Genomic DNA, 23760 nt, shown 5'->3' with positions numbered 1-23760 from the left:
CGTCCGCGCGGCGACGTCCGGGGACGGCGCAGCGCTCGCGAGCAGTGAGACCGGTGCCGCGGTGACGCGCCGCCGGCGGGCCGGAGGCCACGCCGGCGGCGAACGGAGCCGGCTCCCGCCGCAACGGCCGTGGGGCCAGCCTCGCCTCCGCTATCCGCCGACGGAGGTCGTCTCCGCGGACGAGCTCGAGGCCATCCACAACACGTCGCTGCGGATCCTCGAGGAGATCGGGATGGATTTCCTCGACGCCGAGGCGCGCGACCTCCTCGCTGCCGCCGGCGCCCGCCTGGAGCCCGGTTCGCAGCGCGTCCGATTCGACCGCGCGATGGTCCTCGAACGTATCCGCAGCGCCCCGTCCGCGTTCACCTTCCACGCCCGGAATCCCGACCACGACCTGCGCATCGGCGAGGACTTCGTCGCCTTCGGGTCCGTCGCGAGCGCCCCGAACGCGTTCGACCTCGACGGGGGGCGGCGGGTCGGCAATCGGACCGACTACCGGAACCTCATCCGCCTCGCCCAGATGCTCAATGTCGTGCACTTCATCGCCGGCTACCCCGTCGAGCCGATTGACCTCCATCCGTCGATCCGCCACCTCGAGGCGACGTTCGACGCCCTCACCCTCTCGGACAAGCCGATCCACGCCTACAGCCTGGGACGCCGCCGCAACGAGGACTGCCTCGAGATGGTCCGGATCGCCCGCGGCGTGGACGACGCCGCGCTCGACCGTGAGCCGTCCATCTTCACCGTCATCAACTCCAGCTCGCCGCTCCGGCTCGACGCCCCGATGCTGCAGGGAATCCTCGAGTTCTCGGCCCGCAACCAGGTCATCGTCATGACCCCGTTCACCCTGGCCGGGGCGATGGCACCCGTGACGCTCGCGGGGGCGCTCGCCCAGCAGAACGCGGAGGCGCTCGCCGGCGTGGTCATGACCCAGGTCGTCCGGCCCGGGTCACCGGTCGTCTACGGCGGGTTCACCTCGAACGTCGACATGCAGTCGGGGGCCCCCGCCTTCGGCACGCCGGAGTACATGCGGACGGCCATGATCGGCGGCCAGCTCGCCCGCCGCTACGGCCTGCCCTACCGCTCGTCGAACGTCTCGGCCGCGAACTCGCTCGACGCCCAGGCGGCATACGAGTCCGTCTTCTCCCTGTGGGGCGCGACCATGGGCGGGGTCAACTTCCTCATGCACGGGGCGGGCTGGATGGAGGGCGGCCTCCACGCCGGCTTCGAGAAGATGATCATCGACGCCGAGCTCCTCCAGATGGTCGCCGCCTTCCTCGATCCGGTCGTCGTCGACGACGACACCCTCGGACTCGACGCCGTGCGCGAGGTCGGGCCGGGCGGCCACTTCTTCGGGGCGGCTCACACCCAGGCGCGGTTCAGGACGGCCTTCCACCGGCCCATGCTCTCGGACTGGCGGAACTACGAGTCGTGGCAGGAGGCCGGCAGTCCGGAGGCCGCCGGCAAGGCGAACCGGATCGTCAAGGAGCTCCTCGCGGCCTATGAACCGCCGCCGATGGACCCGGCCGTCGAGGCGGAGCTCGCGGCGTTCGTCGCCCGCCGGACGGCCGAGGGCGGCGTGCCCACCGACTATTAGCCGTCGAGCGGACCCGTCGCGGTCCGTCGTCCACCCTGATCGAGCGCGAAAGGAACCGGCGTGAAGTCCTCGGCCCAGGTCGTCGTCATCGGTGGAGGGGTCGTCGGCTGCAGCGTCCTCTACCACCTCACGAAGGCGGGCTGGACGGACGTGATGCTGCTCGAACGGATGGAGCTCACCTCCGGCTCGACGTGGCATTCGGCGGGCGGCATGCACACCCTCAACGGCGACCCCAACGTCTCGAAGCTCCAGCAGTACACCATCAGGCTGTACGAAGAGATCGAGCGGATCTCCGGCCAGGATTGCAGCATCCACCTGCCCGGCGGCCTCATGCTCGCCGACACGGAGGTCCGGATGGACTTCCTGCGGATGGCGCAGGCCCGCGGCCGCTACCTGGGAATGGACCTCGAGCTCATCACGCCGGCCGAGGCGAAGGGCCTCTTTCCGCTCCTCGACGAGCGGCATTTCGTCGGCGCCCTGTACGACCCGGTGGAGGGCCACGTCGACCCGTCCGGCGTGACTCGCGCCTACGCGATCGCCGCCCGGCAGGCGGGCGCCGAGATCCACCGCCACACATGGGTCGACGCGCTCGGCCAGCGGCCGGACGGGACGTGGGACGTCCACACCGGCGGCGGCACGACGATCCACGCCGAACACGTCGTCAACGCCGGCGGGCTCTGGGCTCGCGAGGTCGGCCGGATGGTGGGACTCGAGCTGCCGGTCCTCGCGATGGAGCACATGTACGTCGTGACGGAGGACATGCCGGAGGTGGCGGCGCACATGGCCGCGACCGGCCGGGAGATGCCGATGGCGCTCGACTTCGGCGGCGAGATCTACATCCGCCAGGAGGGCGGGGCGATGCTGCTCGGGACGTATGAGCAGGCGTGCGTCCCGTGGTCTCCGGTCGAGACGCCATGGGACTTCGGACCGCGTCTCCTCGGCCCGGACCTCGAGCGGATCGCGCCGGAGCTCCAGGTCGCCTTCGAGCACTACCCGGCGCTGGCGACGACCGGGATTCGACGCGTCGTCAACGGCCCGTTCACGTTCTCGCCGGACGGCAACCCGCTCGTGGGGCCGGTCCGCGGCCTGCGGAACTACTGGGTCGCCTGCGCCGTGATGGCCGGGCTCTCGCAGGGCGGTGGCGTCGGGCTGGCCCTCGCCACGTGGATGGTGGAAGACGATCCGGGCATGGACATCTGGGGCATGGATGTGGCCCGCTATGGCGACTACGCGACGCTCGGCTACACGAACGCGCGGGTCCGCGAGAACTACGCTCGCCGCTTCCGGATCACGTTCCCGAATGAGGAGCTCCCGGCCGCGCGGCCTCTCCTCACGACGCCGATCCACGACCGGCTGTCTGCGGCGAACGCGGTCTGGGGTGCGTCCTTCGGCCTCGAGCACGCCCTCTGGTTCCAGGAGGCGGGCCGATCCCCGGTCGAGGACGTGACGTTCCGCCGCTCGAACGCGTGGGCGCAGGTCGCCGGCGAGTGCGAGGCCGTCAGGGAGCGGGTCGGTCTCATCGAGATCTCGAACTTCGCCAAGTACCGCGTCGCCGGGCCCGGGGCGCCGGCGTGGCTGTCAAGCCTGCTGACGAACCGGCTGCCGACGGTCGGGCGGATCGGTCTCACCGCGATGCTCGAACCACACGGTCGCATCATCGGCGAGTTCACGGTCGCTCGGACGGGTGACGAGGAGTTCCTCCTGTTCGGCTCGCAGGTCGCCGAGGTGCACCACAGCCGCTGGTTCCTTGCCCATCTCCCGTCCGACGGGAGCGTCGACTTCGCGGTCCTCGGGCTCGGGCTCGTCGGCCTCTCGGTCGCCGGTCCGCGGTCGCGGGAGGTGCTGCAGTCCGTGACCCGGACGGACCTGTCGACCCCGGCGTTCCGGTTCATGGACTTCCGGCGGGTGGATGTCGGGATGATCCCCGCCCGGGTCGGGCGCCTCTCCTACAGCGGGGAGCTCGGCTACGAGATCTGGGTCGCGCCCGAATGCCAGCGTGCGCTGTACGACCTGCTCATGGACGCCGGCGCTGCACACGGCGTCCGCCTCTTCGGCCTGCGGGCGCTCATGTCCCTCCGGCTCGAGAAGGGCTTCGGAACCTGGTTCCGCGAGTACCGGCCGATCTACACGCCGGCCGAAGCCGGGATCGGCCACTACGTGCGGCTCGACCATGCGTTCGTCGGCCGCGGCGCGTACGAGAGCGAGGCGGCGACGGGGCCGGTTCGCCGGCTCGTGACGCTCGTGGTGGAACCCGATCCTGACGATCCGGCGGACGTGATCGGCGACGAGCCGATCTGGCACGACGGTGCCGTCGTCGGCTGGGTGACGTCGGGCGGCTACGCCCACCACAGCCGAGCCTCGGTCGCCCTCGGGTATGTGCCCGCCTCGCTCGCGGCGCTCGGCGAGGGCACCGCGTTCGAGGTCGAGATCATCGGTCGTCGGCGGCCGGCGCGACTCCACGTCGGCCCGATCTACGATCCGAGCGGCACGCGCATGCGCCAGTAAGGAGAAACCCACCGTTGCTCGCCGATCGCGCCATCGATCTCGTCCTCCGCGACACCGTCCGCTTCGGCGTGGGAGCCGTCGAGCGGCTGCCCGCGCTCGTCGCTGCGAACGGCGCGAGTCGCGCGTTCATCGTCACCGACGCGGGCGTCGTCGCGGCCGGCGTCGCCGACCGGGTGCGGGCGGCCCTCGCGAACGGCGGCATCGAGACCGGACTGTTCGACGGGGTGGAGCCGGATCCGGGCACGCGCACCGTGGAGCGCGGCGCGGCCGCGTTCCGGCGCTTCGGCACGGACGGGGCCGTCGTCGTCCCCGTCGGCGGCGGGTCGGCGATGGACACCGCGAAGGCGGTGTCCCTGCTCGCCGTCAACGATGGCGGGATCTGGGATCTCGGCTACGACGATCCGGCGCTCGAGCCCGGCCGCCCGCTCGTCGCGGTGCCGACCACGGCGGGGACCGGGGCGGAGACCAACAGCTTCGGGGTCATCACGGACGACGCGGTCGGACGGAAGGGCTACATCGGACATCCGAGCCTGCTCCCGGTCGCCTGCGTCCTCGACCCCGCCCTCACGCTCGGCCTGCCGCCGGCACCGACCGCGGCGACCGGGATCGACGCGATGACGCACGCCCTCGAATCGCTCCTCTCGCGGAACCCCAACCCGTTCGCCGAGGCGATCGCCCTCGCCGTCATCCGGACCGTCGTGGAGTGGTTGCCACGCGCGGTCGCCGATGGCTCGGATCTCGAGGCCCGGAGCAGGCTCCTGTTCGCCGCGCACCTCGCCGGCGTCGGCCAGGCGAGTGGCACGGGCGTCGGCCTCGTCCACGCGCTCGGTCATTCGATCGGCGCGCGGGGTCACCTGCCCCATGGGACCGCACTGGCGGCAGTCCTTCCGGCGGTCCTCGCCTTCGATCTCCCCGTCCGGGCGCGCGAGCTGGCGCTCGTCGGGGTCGCCCTCGGCGCCGTCGCCCCGAACGTATCGGCAGAGGACGGCGCCGTCGCGGCCGTCGACGCCGTCCGTCGCCTCATCGACGCCGTCGGCCAGCGGCGAACGCTCCGCGATCTCGGGATCAGGGACGAGGTGCACCCGACGATCGTCCGCGACGCCCTCGACGACGCGGCGATCGCCAACACGCCACGGATGCCGACGGCGGACGAGGTCGCAGTGATCCTCGGTCTCGTCGCCGGCTGACCCCGGTCAGCGCTGGGCCGATCCCCCGACCGTCCAGGTCGACCCCGCAGGCGCATCGTGGACCTCCACCCCCGCCTCGAGCAGGCTCGAACGGATGAGATCCGCGGTCGCCCAGTCGCCGGCCGCGCGGGCCCGCGATCGGAGCTCGACGAGCGTCCGCACGAGCGGAAGGATGACGTCGGGCGCCGGGTCGGCGTGCCCGGCCAGATCGCCGAGACGGACGAGCAGCGCGCGGAAGGTCGTCCGGGAGATGTCGATCTCCGGATTGTCCTCGCCGGCACGCACGCGCCGCTCGATGAGCTCGTCGAGATCGAGGAGTCCTGCCACGACGCCGCCGACCTCGCCGCCGGCGAGCGCCTCGGCGGTCGCCGCCTCGTGCTGCGCGACCGCATCGCTGAGCGAAGCGGGCCCTGACGGGATCGTGGGCCCGTCGGTCGATCCTGCCGCGTCGGCGTCGTCGTTCGACGGGTCCGGCCGCCCGGACCAGCCGGCGACCCCGCTGACGCCGGACCCTTTTCGCAGCTCCATCGCCGCCGCCTCGAAGGACGCGATCCGCGTCTCCGTCCCGTGCGGGAAGACCGTGCTCTGGCCCGCCACCCGGACCGTGACCCCGCCGAGTCCGGCGACACGGGCGGAGCCCCGTGCGAGATCGAGGATGAGTGCCGTGTGGCTGTCCACGCCGAGGATGAATGCCCCCTCGGGCAGGTCCCGCTCGAGCACCCGGAGACGGCGCTCGCCCATGTAGCAGAACCGCGTGTCGTGGGTGCCGCCCTCGGCATTGTCGTAGTGGGGGACGACGGCTGCCCGCAGCCCGGTCGCGCGGCCGAGCAGATCGAGGCCGTCGAGCCACGAAGGCGCCGCGCCGACCTTGTAGATCTCGTAGACGGGGATCGTCACGATCCCGAGCGTGAGCGCCGCAGCACTCGCCATGGTGAGGATGCCGCCGCCGAGGGCTTTCGCGGCCAGCGCCTCCGGGATCGGCCCGCCGGCCCATTGACGGAGCGCGTAGCTCGGACTGCCGGGCCCGGCCAGCACGAGCGACGCCGCGGCGATCCGGGCGACGGCAGTCGCGGTGACGATCGTCGGCAGGTCGGCGGCTCGGTACGTCGCGACGCCGACGGCCCGTCCGACGCTCGTCCTGAAGTATTCGACCGTCCGCCGACTGATCTCGTCGGCGTTCTCCTGGAAGCCGTACGGCGTGTCGAGGATGGTTGCCGGCGCGTCCCGCTCGAGGAGGTCGAACAGCGCCCGGTGGACCTTCGCCATCGTCGGCCCGGTCTCCCCTGAGCCCATGATCGCGAGGATCCGCGGCCCGCTCATTGGGGCGCTCCCGCGGACGTCATGGAGGCCAGCACATCAGCCAGTTCGTCCGGGAACTGGGCGTGGATGTCGTGATCGCCGATGAACCACCTGGTCCTCGACCGATGGAGCGCAGCGGACGCGGCATCGACCGTCCGGTGCTTCGCCGGCTCGGCGCCGGCCGTCGACTCGGCCGCGAGGAGGAGGACCGGGACGTCGATGGCCGGGTAGAGCCCCGCGGGACGATGGTCCCAGAGGCCGCGGAGGACGAGGAGGTGGCGCTCGAACGTCAGCCACGGACGCACGGTCCCGTCGGCCAGCACCTCGAGGTTGGCGAGCGACCCGCGGATCCCCGACTCGGGCCAGGCGGGGTGCGCGGCCCGGATCCAGCCGTCGACCTCGGCGAGTCGTCGACCGGCGAGGCGGGGCGGGGCGAGCGCCGCCCGGCAGGCGTCCCAGTCCGGGAACGCCGACTGGAGGTCGATCCATCCGCCGTCGATGCAGGCGATCCCGCGCACGATGGCGGGATGCCGGGCGGCGAGCTCGACGGCGACGTTGCCGCCCCATGACTGGCCGCCGACGATCGGACGCTCCAGGCCGGCCACCTCGATGAGCCGGGCGAGGTCGCCGGCGACCGTCGGCACGTCATATCCGGCGTCGGGCTTGCTCGACCGACCATGACCGCGGAGATCCACGGCTGTGACCGCATGACCCGCGGCGGCCAACCGCTCGGCGACACCGTCCCACAGACGTGCGTTGGAGGCGAGCCCGTGGACGAGCAGGAACATCGGGCCGGGGACGGTCGCCCTCGCGGGCACGTCGGCGGGCTCCCATCGATCGAGCGCCAGCGTGACGTCCTTCGCCACCGCGATGCGGTCCGTGCGCACCCGGCCATGGTACCGGCCATCTCGGATACGCTCTCCGGGCAGGGCCGTCGACGGAGGAGGGCACATGGAACGCCTGGGGTTCATCGGTCTCGGGACGATGGGCGCCGCGATGGCCGGCCATCTCGTGCGCGCCGGCCACCCAGTCGCCGTCTGGAACCGGACTCCCGGCCGGGCGGCGGAGCTCGCCGCCGCGGGTGCCACCGAAGCATCCACCCCGGGCGACCTCGCCCGTTCGAGCGCCATCGTCCTCATCTGCGTCTCGGACACGCCGGACGTCGAGGAGGTGCTCTTCGGACCGGATGGCGTCGCGGGCGGCATCGCCCCGGGTACCCTCGTCATCGATCACTCGACGATCAGTCCGCTCGCCACCCGGTCGTTCGCCGCTCGGTTGGCAGTGCTCGGCGCCGGGTTCGTCGATGCGCCCGTCTCCGGAGGAAGCGAGGGCGCCCGGAAGGCGAGCCTCACGATCTTCTGCGGTGGCGAGGCGGCCGACGTCGCCCGCGCCCGCCCCATCCTCGAACGACTCGGAACGACGATCACCCACTTCGGTCCGGCGGGCTCCGGCCAGGCCGTGAAGGCGGTCAACCAGGTCGTGATCGCCGGCGTATACCTCGCGGTGGCCGAGGGCCTCGTGCTCGCCATCAAGGCCGGCCTCGACACCGAGCAGGTGGTCGCGGCGCTTGGCGGCGGCGTCGCGTCGAGCTGGATCCTCGCCAATCGCAGCTCCCGGATGCTCGCCAACGACTACCCGCTCGGGTTCAAGACCCGTCTTCACCTCAAGGACCTCGGTATCGCCCTCGCGATGGCACGAGAGGTGGGTGCCGTCCTTCCCCTCGCGGGCCTCGCGGCGCAGCTCGAGAACGGACTCGTCGCTCGTGGCTACGGCGACGAGGACATGTCGAACCTGGCGCGGACCATCCGCACGCTCTCCGGTCTCGACTGATGCGCCCCGCGTATGTCCATCAGTCCGCTCCGTCGGGCGCCGGCCGGTCACCGCGACGGTCAGACACCCAGTGGCGTCGAGAGGAGGATCGGTTCGCCGAGGCGGGCCGCGTACTGGGGACGGAACCGCTCGACGTTGTACTGCGTGGCGACGTCCACGCGACGGGCGCCGAGTGCCGGGTCGGGGAGCGGCGCGTGGTCGTACTTCCCATCGCGGATGGCGACCATCCGGCCGCTGACTCCGTCGGCCAGGAGATCCATCGCGATGTTGGCGAAGGTCGTCGCGACGAGCTGGTCGAGCATGTCCGGCTGTCCGCTGCGGAGGTCGTAGGTGAGCTCCGATGCCACGGTCTCGATGCCCGTCCGCGACCTGAGCTCGGCCGCCAGCGCCTCACCGACGTTGGCCTTGTGGCGGTGGCCGAAGGCGTCCGCCTCACCGATGTCGACCATCCGCGCTCCCTGCCAGATCGCGCCCTCGGCGGTGATGACGAACGCGTAGCGCGACGGATTCGCCTCCTGATCGGCGGCGAGGAGGGTGGCGAGGGCGTCGAGGTCGTACGGCGCCTCGGGGATCACGCAGCGGCCCGACGAGACGTAGGCGGTGAAGAGGGCGGAGAAGCCGGCGTCGCGGCCGAAGATCCGGAACACGCCGATCCGTTCGTGGGAGCCGAGCGTGGTCCGTTGACGATCGATGAGCTCCTTCGCCCGGGTGATCGCCGAGGAGAAGCCGATGCAGTACTCGGTCCCCTGGACGTCGTTGTCCATCGTCTTCGGGATCGCGATGAGCGGCACGCCGTGGTCGACGAGGACGTGCGAGAACGAAAGCGTGTCGTCGCCGCCGATCGTGACGAGCTGGTCCAGTCCGAGCTCGCGGATGTGGTCGAGGACGAGCGGGGTGAGGTCGTAGCGATCCTCGTCGACCCGGAGGGCCATGCGCTGCTCGGCTGACAACCAGCGCGGCAGTGCCGCCTCGCGCATCGTGCGCGGATTCGTCCGCGAGGTGTGGAGGACGGTACCGCCCGTCCGGTCGATGGCGCGCGTGTTCGTCCGGTCGAGGGGGCGTGCGTACAGTGGATCGGCCGAACCGTCCGCCAGGCGTCGCCCATGGGTGAGGCCCTCCCACCCACGCCGGATGCCGAGGACCTCGTATCCCTGCTCGGTCGCCCGGTAGGTCACGCTCTTGATGACCGAGTTGAGCCCCGGGACGTCGCCACCCCCGGTGAGGATGCCGATCCGCCGTCGTGCCATCGTCTCCACTCCAGTCCGCCCCGCCACCCAGCGCCGCTGTCCGCTGCCTCGATGTTCGGCCCGAATCCTAGCGCCTCGACGCCCCTCGTCCGCGACCGCGGGACGGACCTGTATGATCGGCCGGATGAACTACGAGTTGTTCATGGGCGAGGCGCTCGCCGAGGCTCATCTCGCGCTCGGGCTCGGCGATCGTCCGATCGCCGCGGTGGTCGTCGTGCATGACGCGATGGTCGCCCGGGCCCATGACCGTGTCCGCGAGACCAACGACCCGACCGCGCATGCCACGATCGTGGCGCTCCGCGAGGCGAGCCGCCGGCTCGGGACCGCCGAACTCAGCGATGCCACGGTCTTCACGACGATGGAACCCTGCGCGATGTGCGTCGGGGCCCTGCTTCAGAGCGATGTCGAGGCACTCGTCTTCGCCCTGCCGGATCCGCTCGAGGGAGCGGCGGGCAGCGTCCTCCAGCTCGCCCAGCACGCCGGCCTGCCGCGCCGTCTCAAGGTCGTGAGCGGCATCCGTCGCGACGAGGTGGAGGAGCTCTTCGCCGGCCCGCTGCCCGCGCGAGCCTAGGCGCTCGCGAGCGGGGCTCCGCGGCCGCTTTGGTATCCTCTGCGGCGGAGAGGTGTCCGAGTGGTTGATGGTGCCGCTCTCGAAAAGCGGTGTGCGAAAGCACCGCGGGTTCGAATCCCGCCCTCTCCGCCAGCAACCGGACGCACCGGATCCCGCGTCGTCGCGCGTCCGCGGAGAGGTCGCCTAGTGGCCTAGGGCGCCGCACTGGAAATGCGGTATGGGGCAACCCATCGCGGGTTCAAATCCCGCCCTCTCCGCCACCACCTCGGGGCTCCGAGCCGCCGGTCCTGTATGCTTCGCGGGCCGTGCTAGGCGGGGAACTAGCGGTGCCCTGTACCTGCAATCCGCTCCAGCAGGGCTGAATCCCCTCCCGAGGTCCCCGTTCTCGACAGCCGCCATCCGAACGACGTCGAGGACCGGGTCCCGCGCAGCGGCGACTCGTGAATCGTGTCAGGTCCGGAAGGAAGCAGCACTAAGCGATGAGCGTCGGGTGCCGCGGAACGGCCTGGTCCGAGTCGCCCGGAAGGGTGGGCATCGAGAAGACCGGATCGACGGAGGGTGCACGGCGCATCGCGACTCGGTCGTCGTCGGGCGGGCCCGCGCCGATCGCCCCCGGACTCCGGTCCGGAGGAGCCCACCGGGCCGGCCGAGCCCGGACCTCAGGAGTGCCGTGATCCCGTCCGTTCCCCATCGGGCGCTCTATCGGATCTGGCGAGCCCAGACCTTCGCCGGCATCGTCGGTCAGGACGCCGCGGTCGGCGCGATCCGCAATGCGGTCCGCACGGGTCGGCTCGCTCACGGCCTGCTGTTCGTGGGCCCGCGCGGGACCGGCAAGACGTCGATGGCGCGGATCGTGGCCAAGGCCCTCAACTGCACGGACCTTCGCGACGGCGAGCCGTGCGACCGCTGCGTCGCCTGCGTCGCCATCAGGGACGGGACCGCCCTCGATGTGGCGGAGCTCGATGCTGCCTCCAACAACCGCGTCGATGACATGCGCGAGCTCCTGTCGCGGACGGCGACCGCCCCGTCCGACCTTCGCCGCAAGGTCTTCATCATCGATGAGGTCCAGCGGATCAGGGAGGGCTGGGACGTCCTGCTCAAGACCCTCGAGGAGCCACCCGACCACGTCGCCTTCATCTTCTGCACGACGGACGCCAGTGGGATCAGACCGGCGGTTCTGTCGCGCGTCCAGCGCTTCGACTTCCGGCGCCTGACGGTCCCGCAGATCGCCGGCAAGCTCCGCCGGATCCTCGAGTCGAGCGACCGGGAGAGCGACGAGGATGCCGTGGATCTCATCGCCCGACTCGCCGCGGGCGGGATGCGGGACGCGGAGTCGATGCTCGATCAGCTCCTCACCGGCGGCGACGATCGGCTGACGGCGGACCGGGTCCGCGACCTGCTCGGGCTCGCGGCGGAAGACACGGTACGGCACTTCGTCGACGCGTTGCTCACGCCGGACCCGCTGGCCGGGATGACCGTCCTCGACGAGCTCGAGGAACACGGACGCGATCCCCGGGTCTTCCTCGACCAGGTCCTCGAGTCGATCCGGGCGCTCCTCGTCGCCGGTCTCGATGCGGGCGCGACGTCGGGGGACAGGTCCCCGCGGCGGCTCGCCTCGATCGGTCGCCGACTCGCCGCGATCGACCCGGCGAGGGTCGGCCCCGGTGGTCTTCGATTCCAGCTCGACCTCGCTCTGCTGGAGCGGATCGATCGCGACCCGCCCTCGGCGCCCGGCGTACCGCCACCCGCCGTCGAGGTCCCTTCCGTGCCGGCCGAGGTGCTCGCCGCTCCCCGACCGCCACGTCCCTCTGGACCGCGACCGAGCGGGTCGCCCGGCGTTCGATCCGCGACCGCCGTCCCCCCCGTCCCTTCCGCGACGCCGACACCGACGCCGACGCCGACGCCCAACGCCCTCGCTGTCCCGGCCGACACGACGACCCTGGCGGATCCCTCGCTCGCCATGCTCCTGGCTCGCTGGCCCGAGATCGTCGCCGACCTCAGCGCCCAGCCGGCGGTGAAGCCACTGATCACGGCATGTCGCCCGATCGCCGTCGAGGGCCGCATCGTGACACTCGGGTTCCCGGAGCACCAGGCGTTCCTTCGCAGCGCCCTCGAGCGCCGCCGTGCCACCGTCGAGGAGGGGATCGCCGCCCGGACCGGGGGTCCCGTGAGCGTCCGATTCGTGGCGACGAACGTCGAGATCGCACCCGCGGTGTCCGTCGACGCGGACGCCGACCGCTTGATCGCCGAGGCGCGTCGGATCTTCGCCGATGACCTCGCCGACGTCGGCGAGGTGAACTGACGCCGACCGTCGCTCCGCCGAGGCCTGCAGGACCGCCCGGCTTCGCGCAGACTTGGCGCGGTCGACCGATGCTGAAAGGAGGACGAGCCCGATGGGGATGGCGAACCTGCAGCGCATGGCGCAACAGATGCAGCAGCAGATGCTCCGCGTCCAGGAGGAGCTCGCCGCGGCGACCGTCGACGGTTCGGCGGGCGGAGGCGTCGTCCGGGCCACGGTGACCGGCAAGCAGGAGCTCCGATCGCTCACGATCGACCCGACCGCCGTCGACCCCGCCGACGTCGAGATGCTGCAGGACCTCGTCGTCGCCGCCGTGAACGACGCGCTGCGCGCGTCGCGCGACCTCGAGCAGGCGAAGATGGCGGCCGTGACGGGCGGCCTCCGGATCCCGGGCCTGTAGTCGTCTCCACGGTGGCTGCCCCCCTCATCGAGCCTGTCGCCCGCCTCATCGAGGCGTTCGCGCGGCTGCCCGGCATCGGGCCGAAGACCGCGCAACGGCTCACCTACCAGCTCCTCCGCGGCCCCGACTCGGAGGCGCGCACGCTCGCGGCCGCGCTCATCGCGGTCCGCGACCGCGTCGTCTTCTGCGAGCGGTGCTTCAACATCAGCGAGACGCCGCTCTGCTCGATCTGCACCGACCCGGGCCGCGACCAACGGCGGCTCTGCGTCGTGGAGGAACCCCTCGACGTGCTCGCGCTCGACCGGACCGGCGAATTCCGGGGCCTGTATCACGTTCTCCACGGCGCGATCTCACCGATCGACGGGATCGGTCCCGACCGACTTCGGATCCGTGAGCTCCTCGCCCGGGCCGACGTCGCCAGGGCGGAAGGACTGCCGTTCGAAGAGGTGATCATCGCCACCAATCCGACGCTCGAGGGGGAGGCGACGGCGATGTACCTCGCCGAACGACTTGCGGGTGTCGTCGGTGCGGTGACGCGCATCGCCCGCGGGATCCCCGTCGGGGGCGATCTCGAATACGCCGACGAGGTGACGCTCATCCGGGCCCTCCAGGGCCGTCGCGCCGTCTGACGGTGAGCAACCTCGCATCCGAGATCCTGCTCCGCGCGGCCAAGGCGGTCGTGGCCGTCGTGCTCGGCGGGCTCCTCTACGTCGTGCTCACCGGACCGCTCGGCGCCGCCGAGTCGCTGGAACTCGCGCTCCTCTGCTGGATCGCCGCCGCGGCGTTCGTGCTCCTCGTGGAGACGAGCCCGATCTGATCCGTCCGGGCGTCGCAGGTACTCACGCCGACGGTCGTTTGACGCCCGCGTGGCCGATCCGTATCATCCGCTTCCGTTGTGCTCCGACCCGGACCGCGATCGTCGATCGAGGTCTGGCCCGCGCGACTCGCCCGGGCAGCGGTTCGGTTTGACACTCCGGTTCCGAAGCCTCATCCTTGGGGCTCTGCGCCGGTGGCGGTCACGCCATCGGGGCGCTGCACCTTAACAACTGAAGAGTGGTAGGAAATCCGGAAGGATGTGCGAACGGACAGACCCTTCGAGACTCGTCACGGCCGCAAGGTCGTGCACTTTTTGGAGAGTTTGATCCTGGCTCAGGATAAACGCTGGCGGCGTGCATGAGACATGCAAGTCAAACGGACGATCGGGGTTCGCTCTGGTCGTTAGTGGCGGACGGCTGAGTAACGCGTGGGTGACCTGCCCCGAAGTGGGGAATAACTGCCCGAAAGGGTGGCTAATACCGCATGTGGTGGTGTGTTCGATCACACCAGTAAAGCCGCAAGGCGCTTCGGGAGGGGCCTGCGTCCGATTAGCTCGTTGGTGGGGTAACGGCTCACCAAGGCGACGATCGGTAGGTGGTCTGAGAGGACGATCACCCAGACTGGGACTGAGACACGGCCCAGACTCCTACGGGAGGCAGCAGTCGGGAATTTTGCGCAATGGACGAAAGTCTGACGCAGCAACGCCGCGTGAGGGATGAAGGCCTTCGGGTTGTAAACCTCTTTTTTCAGGGACGATAATGACGGTACCTGACGAATAAGTCACGGCTAACTACGTGCCAGCAGCCGCGGTAATACGTAGGTGACAAGCGTTGTCCGGATTTACTGGGCGTAAAGCGCGCGCAGGCGGTCGTTCAAGTCGAGTGTGAAAGCCCCCGGCTCAACTGGGGAGGGTCACTCGATACTGATCGACTGGAAGGCAGGAGAGGGAAGTGGAATTCCCGGTGTAGTGGTGAAATGCGTAGATATCGGGAGGAACACCAGTGGCGAAGGCGACTTCCTGGCCTGTTCTTGACGCTGAGGCGCGAAAGCTAGGGGAGCAAACGGGATTAGATACCCCGGTAGTCCTAGCCGTAAACGATGGACACTAGGTGTTGGTGGTATCAACCCCGCCAGTGCCGAAGCTAACGCATTAAGTGTCCCGCCTGGGGAGTACGGCCGCAAGGCTAAAACTCAAAGGAATTGACGGGGGCCCGCACAAGCAGCGGAGCGTGGGGTTTAATTCGACGCAACGCGAAGAACCTTACCAGGGCTTGACATGACCAGGACAACGGCGGAAACGTCGTCTCCCCGCAAGGGGCCTGGCCACAGGTGTTGCATGGCTGTCGTCAGCTCGTGTCGTGAGATGTTGGGTTAAGTCCCGCAACGAGCGCAACCCCTACTGTGTGTTGTATCACTCACACGGGACTGCCGAGAGAAACTCGGAGGAAGGTGGGGATGACGTCAAGTCAGCATGGCCCTTACGTCCTGGGCTACACCCACGCTACAATGGCCGGTACAACGGGCTGCGAAACCGCGAGGTGGAGCGAATCCCTTAAAGCCGGTCTCAGTTCGGATCGTAGGCTGCAACTCGCCTGCGTGAAGCCGGAGTTGCTAGTAACCGCCGGTCAGCACACGGCGGTGAATATGTTCCCGGGCCTTGTACACACCGCCCGTCACGTCATGAAAGCTGGTAACACCCGAAGCCGGTGGGCCAACCGCAAGGAGGCAGCCGTCGAAGGTGGGATCGGTGATTGGGACGAAGTCGTAACAAGGTAGCCGTACCGGAAGGTGCGGCTGGATCACCTCCTTTCTAGGGAGTCGTCAGTCGGAACCCTCGGTGGGGTGCCGGCGCTCAAGACTTCCAGGTTGATCGCACGGTCATTCGTGTCCCCCGCCATGGGTGGGGCGCGGTGGAGCGGTCCTTCGGGACCGGTTCACAGACCGATCGCGACCTTGGCGAAACACACCGAACCGTACGGACATCGAGACGGGTTTCCTGCCACTCTTCAAGGGTTGATGGTGCAGCCGCCGGCGGCGACACATGTGTCGGCCATCGCGGTCGGCACCGCCACGGCGGGCGTTTAGCTCAGCTGGTTAGAGCACTGCCCTGATAAGGCAGAGGTCTCTGGTTCGAGTCCAGAAACGCCCACCACGTCCGTCCACGGTCAAGGCAACGGGGACGTAGCTCAGCCGGCAGAGCATCTCCTTTGCAAGGAGAGGGTCAGGAGTTCGAGTCTCCTCGTCTCCACCATTCGCCCGGCCGCTGGGATCGTCTGGAGGATCCTCGCACTGAACGAGACAGCACAAACGATGAATTGAAGAGCTCGGGTCGAACCCCGAGACGACCCTCGGGTCCCCAGGCGCTGTCCACGTCGACGGCTTGAGAACTGGCTCTCGAGCCGTCGTCCCGCGTCCGGCCCCCGAGCGAGCCCCTGATCCGTGTCCTTGCCGTCCGCGACGTGAAGGCCACCGACCAGCGGATCGCTGGGACATCTCGACGCAGCGCCGGGATGGAGACCGATGACTCGGTCGCACCTTACCAACTGGATATGTTTCGGCAATCGAAGAACTTCGATTTCGCCGAGTCGTTAGAAGGATCATCCCGATCCCCGCTCATCGCGCTGGCCGTCCTGGCCAGGTGCTGAGGGGGGTCAAGCTACAAAGGGCACGGGGTGGATGCCTTGGCGCCAAGAGCCGATGAAGGACGTGGCAGGCTGCGAAAAGCTTCGGGGAGTCGCGAGCAGACGTTGATCCGGAGATGTCCGAATGGGGAAACCCGTCTGGGGTCATGCCCAGTCACCCCTGGCTGAACCAAATAGGCCAGGAGGAGGTAAGCCAGCGAACTGAAACATCTCAGTAGCTGGAGGAAAAGAGATACATTCCCTGAGTAGTGGCGAGCGAAACGGGAACATGCCCAAACCCACTCAGCGCGATAGGCGGCAGCCGTTTCTGAGTGGGGGTTGTAGGAGTCGATCTTCGAGGCCCTGCCGGGTCTCGGCGGAGTCACAAAACCATTCGCTAGTCGAACCGGTCAGGAAAGGCCGGCCAGAGAGGGTGACAGCCCCGTAGGCGAAAGCGAGATGGTCTCCGTGATCGGCCACCTGAGTACCACGTGGAAGGTCTCTCATGTGGGAATCTGGGCGGACCACCGTCCAAGGCTAAATACTCTTGGCGACCGATAGTGAACAAGTACCGTGAGGGAAAGGTGAAAAGCACCCCGGAAGGGGAGTGAAATAGTACCTGAAACCTCGTGCCTACAAGCAGTCAGAGGGTGTTGCCGAGTGATCGGTAGCCTGATGGCGTGCCTTTTGAAGAATGAGCCGACGAGTTACGTGCACGTGGCGAGGTTAAGTCCGCGAAGGACGGAGCCGGAGCGAAAGCGAGTCTGAACAGGGCGTCGAGTCGCGTGCAGTAGACCCGAAACCGAGTGACCTATCCATGGCCAGGGTGAAGCGGGAGTAATGTCCCGTGGAGGCCCGAACTCACTAGCGTTGAAAAGCTAGGGGATGAGCTGTGGATAGCGGTGAAATGCCAATCGAACTCGGAGATAGCTGGTTCTCCCCGAAATAGCTTTAGGGCTAGCCTCGGGCGTTCAATCACGGGGGTAGAGCACTGGATGGGCTAGGGGGCTTCCCGCTTACCAAACCCAACCAAACTCCGAATCCCGCGATTCAAGAGCCCGGGAGTCAGACTGCGAGGGCTAAGCTTCGTGGTCAAGAGGAAAACAGTCCGGACCGTCAGCTAAGGTCCCTAAATCCAAGCTAAGTGGTAAAGGATGTGGATCTGCATCGACAACCAGGATGTTGGCTCAGAAGCAGCCATCATTGAAAGAGTGCGTAACAGCTCACTGGTCAAGTGGATCTGCGCCGAAAATTCAGCGGGGCTCAAGCTTGGTACCGAAGCTACGGACTTCTCGATCGGCTTGCCGGTCGGGGAGTGGTAGGGGAGCGTTCCGTCAGCAGTGAAGGTCGACCGTGAGGACGGCTGGAGTGGACGGAAGTGCGAATGTCGGCATGAGTAGCGCAATGTGAGTGAGAATCTCACACGCCGTAAGCCTAAGGTTTCCTGAGGAAGGCTTGTCCGCTCAGGGTTAGTCGGGCCTAAGCCGAGGACGAACGTCGTAGGCGATGGACATCCGGTTGATATTCCGGAACCACCAAGGATCGTGTGCACCGCAAGGTGTCGCCTGGGGGTAGGTGAACGGAGGTTGGCCGACGAAAGTCGGTCGAGTCCGGGAGCCGAGCCCAGGTGAGAGCAAGGGCATGACACGGCACGGTAGCTCGAGCGCGTTTTTGGCTATACGCGTCTAAGCCGGTAGGGGGAGGGGACAGGTAAATCCGTCCCCTCAGTTTCAACCCCGAGCAGCGAATGAGAGGGGCGCATGCCCCGATTCGAGTGAGCCGAGCTGGCAAGAAAAGTGTCTAGCGAGATCCAAGGTGTCCGTACCGCAATCCGACACAGGTAGGCGGGTAGAGAATACCAAGGCGATCGGGAGAACCCTCGTTAAGGAACTCGGCAACATGGCCCCGTAACTTCGGGATAAGGGGCGCTTCGAGGCCGCTGCTTGCAGTGGTCGATCGAAGCCGCAGTGAAAAGGCCCAGGCGACTGTTTAGCAAAAACACAGGTCTCTGCGAAAGCGAAAGCTGACGTATAGGGGCTGACGCCTGCCCAGTGCCGGAAGGTTAAGAGGAGGGGTGCAAGCTCTGAATCGAAGCCCCGGTAAACGGCGGCCGTAACTATAACGGTCCTAAGGTAGCGAAATTCCTTGTCGGGTAAGTTCCGACCCGCACGAATGGCGTAACGATCTGGGCGCTGTCTCAACGAGGGACCCGGCGAAATTGAAGTACCTGTGAAGATGCAGGTTACCCGCGATAGGGCAAAAAGACCCCGTGGAGCTTTACTGCACCCTGACATTGGATCGAGATTTAGCTTGTGTAGGATAGGTGGGAGGCTGAGAAGCTGGGGCGCTAGCCTCGGTGGAGCCGACGTTGAAATACCACCCTTGTTGGATCTTGTTTCTAACCGCGACCCGTTATCCGGGCGCAGGACAGTGTCAGGCGGGCAGTTTGACTGGGGCGGTCGCCTCCTAAAGAGTAACGGAGGCGCCCAAAGGTTCCCTCAGGCTGAATGGAAACCAGCCGAAGAGTGCAAAGGCATAAGGGAGCTTGACTGCGAGACCTACAAGTCGAGCAGAGACGAAAGTCGGGCTTAGTGATCTGGTACCTCCGAGTGGAAGGGGTATCACTCAACGGATAAAAGCTACCCCGGGGATAACAGGCTGATGGTGCCCAAGAGTTCACATCGACGGCACCGTTTGGCACCTCGATGTCGGCTCGTCGCATCCTGGGGCGGAAGTACGTCCCAAGGGTTTGGCTGTTCGCCAATTAAAGCGGCACGCGAGCTGGGTTCAGAACGTCGTGAGACAGTTCGGTCTCTATCCATCGTGGGCGAAGGGAACTTGAGAGGAGCTGCTCCTAGTACGAGAGGACCGGAGTGGACGAACCGCTGGTGTGCCAGTTGTCCTGCCAAGGGCACTGCTGGGTAGCTACGTTCGGTCGGGATAAGCGCTGAAAGCATCTAAGTGCGAAGCTCGCCTCAAGATGAGGTTCCCCACCGGGTCAACCGGGTAAGACCGCAGGGAGACCACCTGTTCGATAGGCAGCATGTGGAAGTCCGGTGACGGATGAAGCTGAGCTGTACTAATGGTCGAGGGCTTGACCTCTTCAGCAACTGACCAGGCGTCAGTGCTGCATCGAGATGATCCGTGCGCCTCGGCGCACAACGACGAGGGATCGAAGTTCTCCGAGATGGCCGGCCGCGCCTTCAGCGCGACCGCCGCGACCGCCGAAACATCCAGACGCACAGAATCCTGGTGACCCTAGCGGAGAGGCCACACCCGTTCCCATCCCGAACACGGAAGTTAAGCTCTCCAGCGCCGAAGATACTGAGAGGGCAGCCTTTCGGGAAAATAGGTCGTCGCCAGGATTTTGGCGTTTTCAAGGTGCCGACACGACCAAGCCCGGGTGCCGCGAGCGTGACATGAGGCTCTGGCCTGCGCGCCGTTAGACTCCTGTCGATGACGACGGACGCCGGACTCGAGACGGTCGCGGGCCCTGAAGCGCGTGGCGTGGATGCCGGGATCGAGCGAGGATCAACCGTCGAGTCGGATCCCCGCGACGCGACGGTCGGACAACCTGGACCATCCGGCGCGCCGACCCGTCTCTGCCCGTTCCTCGCCACGGAGAATCGCGCGTGGCGCGCTGCCATGCCGATGCGTGAGCATCGCTGCACGGCGGTGGCGCCGCCCGTCCGCCTCTCCCTGGACAAGCAGCGACGCCTCTGCCTGACCGCCACCCACCCCGAGTGCGCCACGTACCTCGCCGCGGTGGCGCGCGGGCGTGCGGATGTGCGGACGGATCCGCCGAGCGTCGCGGGACGGCGGTACCCATCCACCACGCCGGTGCTCCTCGAACGTGTGCGCCCCTCGCTGCCGGCCGTCGCGACGACCAGCTCGCGAGGGATCGGGCAGCTCGCGCTCGTCGCTCTGCTGGCCGTCGCGGTGGTGGCGATCGCGCTCGCACGCCTCGGATCCTCCACGTCGTCGGGGGCGATCGCGGCGCCGAGCGCGACCGCCACGCTTTCGGTCGGCGTGGCCGCATCGCCGAGCGTCGCGCCCGCGGTCGTCGGAAGTGTCGGACCGTCGCCCGCTCCGACTCCGTCGCCAGCGGCATCGTCGCCCGCTCCGACTCCGTCGCCCCGACCGGTCGCGACCCCCCGGCCGACGCCGAGCACGACCCCCGCGCCGACGGGTGCGGCGACCCAAGGTCCGAGTCCCTCCGCCGCCGTGACGTACGTCGTGCGCCCGGGCGACACGCTCAGTTCGATCGCCGCGAGGTTCGGTACGACCGCCGCGGCGATCCAGGCGCTGAACGGACTCGCGGATCCGAGCCTCATCCACCCGGGTCAGGTCCTGAAGATCCGGTGACGGAGGCGGCCGGTGAAGGATCGATCAGCGCTGGCAGCCGCGACAGTACGAGGTGATCGATCCGCCGGGACGGATCTCGGTGATCCTGGTCCCGCACCGCGGGCACGGCTCGCCACCCTTGTCGTGGACGGCGAGGAAGTCGCGCACCTGGCGTTCGAATGTCGGCGGGACGCGCACGCGCAGGACGTCGAGAGCTCGGGCCAGGGTCGCGCGGGTCGCCTCGTAGAGCGCGTCGACCTCCTCGGCCGCAAGGCTGGACCGCTTTCGGAACGGGAGCAGCCGGGCGGCGTGGAGGATCTCATCGCTGTACGCGTTGCCGATCCCGGCGACGAACGCCTGGTTGCGCAGGAGGTTCTTCAGTTCGCCCGGGTGACGCCGGATCCGGCTCCGCCACTCGACGAGCGTGAGTGCAGAGTCATCCGCGTCCGGACCCTGTTCGCCCACCCCCTGGCCGGGAACCGGGCGATCGATCCCGGCGGGCAGCAGATACACCTTTCCCATCTGGGTCGGATCGCGATAGCGGACCTCGACCTCGGCCGTGTCGGCCGGCATCCAGGCTGCGCCCGCGGTCCAGGGCGCCGGAGCGGTGGGGCCGCCCTGCCGACGGGCGAACCGCAGGATGACCGCGGTCTTGGGTGGAAGGCGTTCCTCTGGTCCCGCGAGCTGGAACCGACCGGTGAGCATCGGGTTGACCACGACCCGGTCGCGGCCGAGGTGGATGACGAGGAACTTGCCGCGCCGTGTGATCCCGGTAACCGTCTGGTCCACGAGCCCTGCGAGCTCGGCGGGCGTACCGCGGAGTGCGAGGGGGGCGAGGGCTCGGGCGCCGACAACGAGGCGACCGCTGAGCGCTGCGTCGAACGCCTCCGCGACGATGGTCAGGTCGGGGAGTTCGGGCATCGGATCCGAATTGTAGCGGCGGTGACCCCGTGCTAGACTCTCCCGGCCTCAGCGCCGGACAGAAGAAGACGCCTTCCCGACCTTGATCAAGGAGGAGCGGACCGCGGCCCAGCAAGCACGGACCAGCTGATCATCCTGACAGCTCGGGCGGCGCCCGAGCTGTTCGCCTGTCCGGGGCCATCCATAGACAGGAGTGACCGTCAGTTGACCGAAGAGCAGTTGGGCGGGACCGCGCCGGAACCGGAGGCTCTCGCCCCGGTCGCCGAGCCGGCGTCTGAGGAAGCCGTCGCGACGGTCGCCGTCGTCGACGAGCCCGCCACCACGATCGCGGCGAATGATCCCGAGACGGAGTTGGAGACGACCGCGTCATCCCTCTCCGCCGAACCCGACGCCGAGGAGCCGGCAGCAACCGGGGAGCCGGCAACGGCCGAGGAGGCGGCAACGGCCGAGCTGGTCGCCGTCGCTGAGTCAGCAGCGGCCGACGAGCCGGCCACTGCTGAGGGCGCGGTCCCGGGCGAGGTGAGTCCGTCCGAGATGGCGGAGGCGCCGGCTGCGGACCCCGAGCCCCGGTCTGCGGCGAGGTCGGGCCCCGAGCCGTCGACGATGGAGGAGCTCCTCGCCGAGCAGGACTCGGATATCAAGAGCTTCAAGCACGGCGATGTCGTCGAGGGCACCGTCGTACGCATCGACAAGGACGAGATCCTCGTCGACATCGGTGCGAAGAGCGAGGGAGTCGTCTCGAATCGCGAGCTCTACGGCCGCAATGCGGAGTCGTCGCCTGCCCTCAACGTCGGTGACACCGTGCTCGTCTATGTCCTCCAACCCGAGTCGCAGGAAGGTCACGTCGTCCTTTCCCTGCGTCGCGCCGGGCTCGAGCGCAAGTGGCGGGCCATGCAGGAGCAGTTCGAGGCCGGGGTGATCATCGAGGCGCCGGTCATCGACCATAACAAGGGCGGCCTCATCGTCGACTGCGGCATCCGCGGCTTCGTGCCGATCAGCCAGATCGTCGACTTCCCGCGGCGCCCGCAGAACGATCAGCCGCGCGATGCGGCACAGGAGATCGCGGAAAAGCTCATGCCCTTCGTGGGGCGGAAGCTTCGCCTCAAGATCCTCGAGGTCAACCGCAAGGCGAACCGGCTCATCCTGTCCGAGAAGGTGGCCCTGTACGAGGAGCGTCGCGAGAAGCGCGACGAGCTGTTCAGCAGTCTCCAGGTGAACCAGAAGGTCACGGGGACCGTCCGCTCGATCGCGCCGTTCGGCGTGTTCATCGACCTCGGCGGGATCGATGGGCTCGTCCACAAGAGCGAGCTCTCGTGGAACAAGGTCAACAACCCCGAGGCCGGCTACAAGGTCGGCGAGGAGGTCGAGGCCGAGGTCATCGACATCAACCACGAGCGAGGTCGGATCAGCCTTTCGATCCGGCGCCTCCAGCCGGACCCGTGGCACTCGACGGTAGCCGACTACAACGTCGGCGACATCATCGACGGCACGGTGACGAAGCTCGTGAACTTCGGTGCCTTCGTGCGGGTGCGCGACGGGCTCGAGGGTCTCATCCATATCAGCGAGCTGTCCCACCAGCGCGTGGCGCATCCGGGCGACGTCGTGCACGAAGGTCAGACGCTCAAGCTCAAGATCATCTCCCTCGACTCCGAGCGGCATCGCCTCGGGCTCAGCCTGAAGCAGGCGGAGGAGCCGCCGGCGCGGCCCGAGCCGGTCGCTCCGGCACCGAGGACGGAGCGGGCGGAACGGACCGAGCGGCGACCGCGTACCGAGCGGAGCTACTCGATGTCGGACGCCGTGCAGGAGCCGGAGGGCGGCATCGACAACACGCTCGCCGCCGCCTTCGCCCAGGTCCGGGATCAGCTCGCCGCGTCCGAGAAGGCCGCCGGGGCGCCGGCGTCCGCCACGGATGAGCCGGGTGGACCGGTGCCCGTCGATGAGCCCGAGCCGAAGCCCGAGCCCGAGCCGAAGCCCGAGCCCGAGCCCGAGCCCGAGCCCGAGCCCGAGCCCGAGCCGAAGCCCGAGCCCGAGCCCGAGCCCGAGCCCGAGCCCGAGCCCGAGCCGAAGCCCGAGCCCGAGCCGAAGCCCGAGCCCGAGCCCGAGCCGAAGCCCGAGCCCGAGCC

The 23760-nt window shown here is 68.4% G+C and carries 15 protein-coding genes, 4 tRNA genes, 3 rRNA genes and 1 other RNA gene; 19 read left to right on the top strand and 4 right to left on the bottom strand.

Annotation, left to right across the window (positions count from 1 at the left end):
* Positions 1-61: 61 nt before the first annotated feature.
* The 3 genes from IVW53_13030 to IVW53_13020 are packed head-to-tail and all read left to right on the top strand — an operon-like array spanning position 62 to position 5289.
* Positions 62-1597 carry a trimethylamine methyltransferase family protein gene (locus IVW53_13030; GenBank protein MBF6606490.1) on the top strand — a complete coding sequence of 512 codons (1536 nt, stop codon included), beginning with the start codon at positions 62-64 and terminating at the stop codon, positions 1595-1597.
* A gap of 60 nt (positions 1598-1657) precedes the next feature.
* Positions 1658-4102, top strand: coding sequence for a GcvT family protein (locus tag IVW53_13025; GenBank protein ID MBF6606489.1), 2445 nt, complete (start codon positions 1658-1660; stop codon positions 4100-4102).
* A 14-nt stretch (positions 4103-4116) separates the two neighbouring features.
* Positions 4117-5289: an iron-containing alcohol dehydrogenase gene (locus IVW53_13020; GenBank protein MBF6606488.1), complete on the top strand. Its 1173-nt coding sequence runs from the start codon at positions 4117-4119 to the stop codon at positions 5287-5289.
* A gap of 6 nt (positions 5290-5295) precedes the next feature.
* Here IVW53_13020 and IVW53_13015 read toward each other — a convergent pair whose 3' ends face one another.
* Positions 5296-6609, bottom strand: a complete 1314-nt coding sequence (locus tag IVW53_13015; protein ID MBF6606487.1) for a hypothetical protein — start codon at positions 6607-6609, stop codon at positions 5296-5298.
* Positions 6606-7475: an alpha/beta fold hydrolase gene (locus IVW53_13010; protein ID MBF6606486.1), complete on the bottom strand. Its 870-nt coding sequence runs from the start codon at positions 7473-7475 to the stop codon at positions 6606-6608. Before IVW53_13010 ends, IVW53_13015 begins: the two co-directional genes overlap by 4 nt.
* Between IVW53_13010 and IVW53_13005 the strand changes: the two genes are divergently transcribed.
* Positions 7459-8418 carry an NAD(P)-dependent oxidoreductase gene (locus IVW53_13005; GenBank protein MBF6606485.1) on the top strand — a complete coding sequence of 320 codons (960 nt, stop codon included), beginning with the start codon at positions 7459-7461 and terminating at the stop codon, positions 8416-8418. The two genes, IVW53_13010 and IVW53_13005, sit on opposite strands and share 17 nt — an antisense overlap.
* Positions 8419-8477: 59 nt before the next feature.
* Here the strand turns inward: IVW53_13005 and IVW53_13000 are convergent, their stop codons facing one another.
* Positions 8478-9665, bottom strand: coding sequence for a 6-phosphofructokinase (locus IVW53_13000; GenBank protein ID MBF6606484.1), 1188 nt, complete (start codon positions 9663-9665; stop codon positions 8478-8480).
* Between the two features lie 124 nt (positions 9666-9789).
* Between IVW53_13000 and IVW53_12995 the strand changes: the two genes are divergently transcribed.
* The 14 genes from IVW53_12995 to IVW53_12930 all read left to right on the top strand — a co-directional run bounded on the left by IVW53_12995 (position 9790) and on the right by IVW53_12930 (position 20737).
* On the top strand, positions 9790-10236 hold the full coding sequence (locus IVW53_12995) for a nucleoside deaminase (protein ID MBF6606483.1): 447 nt from the start codon (positions 9790-9792) through the stop codon (positions 10234-10236).
* A gap of 46 nt (positions 10237-10282) precedes the next feature.
* Positions 10283-10368 (top strand) — tRNA-Ser (locus tag IVW53_12990).
* 40 nt (positions 10369-10408) lie between these two features.
* A tRNA-Ser gene (locus IVW53_12985) sits at positions 10409-10496 on the top strand.
* A gap of 43 nt (positions 10497-10539) precedes the next feature.
* Positions 10540-10802: signal recognition particle sRNA large type (gene ffs / locus IVW53_12980), an RNA gene on the top strand.
* A gap of 104 nt (positions 10803-10906) precedes the next feature.
* Positions 10907-12538 (top strand): DNA polymerase III subunit gamma/tau, encoded by a 1632-nt coding sequence (dnaX, locus tag IVW53_12975; protein MBF6606482.1) that lies wholly within the window; start codon positions 10907-10909, stop codon positions 12536-12538.
* Between the two features lie 91 nt (positions 12539-12629).
* On the top strand, positions 12630-12935 hold the full coding sequence (locus IVW53_12970; GenBank protein MBF6606481.1) for a YbaB/EbfC family nucleoid-associated protein: 306 nt from the start codon (positions 12630-12632) through the stop codon (positions 12933-12935).
* Positions 12936-12946: 11 nt separating this feature from the next.
* Positions 12947-13564 carry a recombination protein RecR gene (gene recR / locus IVW53_12965; GenBank protein ID MBF6606480.1) on the top strand — a complete coding sequence of 206 codons (618 nt, stop codon included), beginning with the start codon at positions 12947-12949 and terminating at the stop codon, positions 13562-13564.
* Positions 13565-13566: 2 nt separating this feature from the next.
* Positions 13567-13752 carry a hypothetical protein gene (locus IVW53_12960; GenBank protein ID MBF6606479.1) on the top strand — a complete coding sequence of 62 codons (186 nt, stop codon included), beginning with the start codon at positions 13567-13569 and terminating at the stop codon, positions 13750-13752.
* Between the two features lie 309 nt (positions 13753-14061).
* A 16S ribosomal RNA gene (locus IVW53_12955) occupies positions 14062-15561 on the top strand.
* A 265-nt stretch (positions 15562-15826) separates the two neighbouring features.
* A tRNA-Ile gene (locus IVW53_12950) sits at positions 15827-15903 on the top strand.
* 23 nt (positions 15904-15926) lie between these two features.
* Positions 15927-16002: transfer RNA gene (locus tag IVW53_12945), tRNA-Ala, on the top strand.
* Between the two features lie 398 nt (positions 16003-16400).
* A 23S ribosomal RNA gene (locus tag IVW53_12940) occupies positions 16401-19474 on the top strand.
* Between the two features lie 146 nt (positions 19475-19620).
* Positions 19621-19737, top strand: a 5S ribosomal RNA gene (gene rrf, locus IVW53_12935).
* Together the 16S, 23S and 5S rRNA genes with 2 tRNA genes alongside form the textbook arrangement of a ribosomal RNA operon.
* Positions 19738-19828: 91 nt before the next feature.
* The gene (locus IVW53_12930) at positions 19829-20737 is read left to right on the top strand and encodes a LysM peptidoglycan-binding domain-containing protein (protein ID MBF6606478.1); all 909 of its coding nucleotides are present in this window, start codon (positions 19829-19831) and stop codon (positions 20735-20737) included.
* A 24-nt stretch (positions 20738-20761) separates the two neighbouring features.
* Here IVW53_12930 and IVW53_12925 read toward each other — a convergent pair whose 3' ends face one another.
* Entirely contained in the window at positions 20762-21637 is an 876-nt protein-coding gene (locus IVW53_12925; GenBank protein MBF6606477.1) for a hypothetical protein, read from the bottom strand.
* A gap of 204 nt (positions 21638-21841) precedes the next feature.
* Between IVW53_12925 and rpsA the strand changes: the two genes are divergently transcribed.
* A partial coding sequence (rpsA, locus tag IVW53_12920; protein MBF6606476.1) for a 30S ribosomal protein S1 occupies positions 21842-23760 on the top strand: 1919 nt, incomplete at its 3' end.

Source organism: Chloroflexota bacterium (assembly GCA_015478725.1).
Lineage (GTDB): Bacteria > Chloroflexota > Limnocylindria > Limnocylindrales > CSP1-4 > C-114.
This window is presented reverse-complemented; position numbering and strand designations above follow the sequence as displayed.